We start from the raw sequence: 3,306 nt of genomic DNA on the forward strand, positions 1-3,306 counted from the left end.
TCTCGTCGATCATCTCGCGCAGCCTGGCGATTTTCGTCAGCTGCGAGCCGAGGAAGGCCTGCCCGCCGAAGCCGGGGTTCACGGTCATCACCATGATGATGTCGGTGAGGTCGAGCACGTTCTCCACGGTCTGCACCGGAGTGGCGGGGTTGAGCACCACGCCGGCCTTCTTGCCGAGCGAACGGATGAGCTGGAGCGTGCGGTGCAGATGCGGCCCGGATTCCGGGTGCACGGAGATGTTGTCCGCCCCGGCTTCGGCGGGCAGGCCTTCCTCGGCTCGCAGCTGACGAAAATCGCCAGGCTGCGCGAGATGATCGACGAGACCGGGCGGGACATCGTCCTGCAGATCGATGGCGGCATCACGCCCAAGACCGCGCCGCTGGTGGTGCAAGCCGGGGCTGACTGCCTGATCGCCGGTACCGCCGTGTACGGCGCGCCGGACTACGCCGCCGCCATCAACGCGCTGCGCGCCGCCGGGCCCCGCCCGGTGCAAGCCCCCGTGGCCAGCGGCGGATGAACCAGGGCGAGAAGCGTCCCGCCAGCTTCGGGCGGCAGGCGCGCACCCTGCTGAACCGGCTGCAGAACCTGCGCACCACGCACGCGCCGGATGCCCCGGCGCTCAGCCTGCGCGACCCCTGGCCAGGCGACCCGCGCCGCGGCGCCAGGCTGGTGAAGGCCGAGCTGGAATTCGGCGGGGCCGTGCTGGCCATGCCGCCGGAGATTTTCTCCGCCGCCAATACCTCCTCGCTGGTGCGCGCGCATCTGCACGGCTTCACTTGGCTGCGCGACCTGCGCGCCCTGGGCACCGATGCCGCCCGCTCCCGCGCCCGCGCTTTGGTCTCGGACTTCATGGACACGCACCCGCTGGACCTGCGGGCGAGCACGCCGGACGTCACCGGCGCGCGGCTCGCCGCCTGGCTGGGGCATTACGATTTCTTCGCCGCTTCGGCCGATGACGATTTCCGCCAGCGGCTGATGCACCGCCTGGTGCAGGATGCGCGCAACCTCTCAGCGGCACTGCCGCCCGAGCTGCTGGACCAGCGCGCCCTTACCGCGCTGAAGGGCCTGGCCGCCGCCGCCATCGCCATGCCGGAGCACGCCCCCTACCTGCCGCGCGTGCTGAAATTCCTCACCCCGGAGCTGGCCCGCCAGTTCTTTGCCGATGGCTGCCATGTCGAGCGCAGCCCGGCGGCGCATCTCGCCGCGCTGCAGGACCTCACCGAGCTGCGCGCTCTGCTGCAAGCCGCCAATGTCCCGCCCCCGGCGGAGCTGCTCACCACCATAGACCGCGCCGCCGCCGCCATGCGCAGCCTGCGCCATGGCGATGGCGGGCTGGTCCTGTTCAACGGCGCCAAGGAGGAACTGCCCGGCCTCATCGACCTCGTGCTGGCCCAGGCCGGGCGGGCGCGCGGAGCCCTGGCGCCGCTTGCCGCCTGCGGGCTGTACCGCATCCCCGCCGCCAAGGCCCTGCTGTTCATCGATGCCGGGCCTCCCGCCGCCCCGGGGCTGGACCGCTTCGCCCATGCCGGGACGCTCGGCTTCGAATTCTCCTACGGCAAGGAGCGGCTGATCGTGAATTGCGGCGCCGCCCCGGCGCTGGCGGGCGAATGGTCCGCCGTCCTGCGCGGCACCGCGGCGCACTCCACGCTCACCATCGCCGATGTCTCCTCCGCCGAGGTGCGCGAAACCGGGCTTGGCCGCCGTCCCGCGCATGTGCATGCAGCCCGGCAGGATTACGGCGGGGTGCACTGGATCGAGGCCAACCATGACGGCTGGGGCAAGCTGTTCGGCGCCATTCACCATCGCCGCCTGATGCTGGCGGAAACCGGCGACGAATTGCAGGGCGAAGACCTGATCGAGGCGAAGAACCCGCAGCCCTTCACCATCCGCTTCCATCTGCACCCCAATGTCACCGCCAGCCTGCAGCAGGATAACGAGGCCGTGCTGCTGCGCACGCCTGCGGGGCTGGGCTTCCGCCTGCGGGCCGAGGGCGTGCCCATCCGCATCGAGGAAAGTGTGTATTTCGGCCAGACCGAACCGCGCCGGGCGGAGCAGATCGTGCTCGCCGGGCACCAGGACGGGCCGCAGCACGTAAAGTGGACTCTCACAAGGATTTAAGATGCGTGTTCTTCTAACCGGCGGCGCCGGGTATATCGGCTCGCACACCGCCGCCGCGCTCGCCGCGCGCGGGCATGAGGTCGTCATCCTCGACAATTTCGCCAACGCGGAGCGCGACGTTCCGGCGCGGCTGGAACGCCTGACCGGGCAGAAAATGCCGGTTATCGAGGCCGATATCCGCGACACCCAGGCCGTGGTGGCGGCGCTGAAGGCGCATCCGGTGGATGCGGTGATCCATTTCGCGGCGCTGAAGGCGGTGGGAGAGTCAGAGGCCGACCCGCTGCTGTATTACGACATGAACATCATCGGCACGATCCGCCTGCTCCAGGCCATGCAGGAATGCGGCGTGGCGCGCATCGTGTTCTCCTCCTCCGCCACCGTGTACGGCCAGCCGGACAGCTCCCCCATTCTGGAGAATTTTCCGACGCGGGTGGAGAACATCTATGGCCGCACCAAGCTGGTGATGGAGGACCTGATCCGCGACCTCGCCCGCACCGGCAAGCTGAAGGCCGCCGCCAATCTGCGCTACTTCAACCCGGTGGGGGCGCATCCAAGTGCTGCGATCGGCGAAACCCCGCGCGGCGTGCCGAACAACCTGATGCCCTACGTGACCCAGGTGGCGACCGGGCAGCGCCCGCATCTCAACGTGTTCGGCAATGATTACGACACGCCCGACGGCACCGGCGTGCGGGATTATATCCATGTCGTGGACCTCGCCGAGGCGCATGCCCTGGCGCTGGAGCATATCTGCGCGAATGACGTTTCGGTGACGGTAAATCTCGGCACGGGTGAAGGCACCTCCGTGCTGCAACTGGTGAAAGCGTTCGAGACCGCCACGGGGCGGGAAATCCCGCTGGTCATCGCCCCGCGCCGCCCGGGTGACGTCGCTTCGTATTATGCCAACCCGGCGCTGGCGGAAGCCACATTCGGCTGGAAGGCGAAGCTGAATGTCGAGGATATGTGCCGCGATTCCTGGCGCTGGCAGGCGAAGCGGGACGGGGTTAATGATGTTTAGGGGCTAGGTCGTTCCGGGATAACCCGTTTTGCTGGTGCAGAATTTAAGCAGACCGTGTGAAAACTCTACCGAAACGGATTCCGGCGCGGCATGAGGCGCGGTAGAATCTGGCATCATGACGCACATCTCAGGTCGCGACCGAGCGCAGAGGCTGCTCCTGCCGGAATCTCTGG

General features: G+C 68.3%; 3 protein-coding genes and 1 pseudogene. 3 read left to right on the forward strand and 1 reads right to left on the reverse strand.

All coding sequences use genetic code 11. The features are described 5' to 3' along the window. A pseudogene (locus ACLPJJ_RS05995) lies at positions 1–259 on the reverse strand (ribulose-phosphate 3-epimerase); the annotation flags it as partial. Here ACLPJJ_RS05995 and ACLPJJ_RS06000 point away from each other — a divergent pair. From ACLPJJ_RS06000 to galE, 3 genes are read left to right on the forward strand one after another with little or no spacing between them, the layout of a single operon-like run. Then, on the forward strand, positions 209–517 hold the full coding sequence (locus ACLPJJ_RS06000; RefSeq protein ID WP_443590041.1) for a hypothetical protein: 309 nt from the start codon (positions 209–211) through the stop codon (positions 515–517). The pseudogene ACLPJJ_RS05995 and the gene ACLPJJ_RS06000 overlap by 51 nt on opposite strands. Then, positions 514–2,118, forward strand: a complete 1,605-nt coding sequence (locus ACLPJJ_RS06005) for a heparinase II/III family protein (RefSeq protein WP_443590042.1) — start codon at positions 514–516, stop codon at positions 2,116–2,118. Before ACLPJJ_RS06000 ends, ACLPJJ_RS06005 begins: the two co-directional genes overlap by 4 nt. A 1-nt stretch (position 2,119) precedes the next feature. After that, the gene (gene galE, locus ACLPJJ_RS06010) at positions 2,120–3,133 is read left to right on the forward strand and encodes a UDP-glucose 4-epimerase GalE (protein WP_443590043.1); all 1,014 of its coding nucleotides are present in this window, start codon (positions 2,120–2,122) and stop codon (positions 3,131–3,133) included. Positions 3,134–3,306 lie beyond the last annotated feature (173 nt).

The organism is Acidocella sp. (assembly GCF_052326845.1).
Taxonomy (GTDB): domain Bacteria; phylum Pseudomonadota; class Alphaproteobacteria; order Acetobacterales; family Acetobacteraceae; genus Acidocella.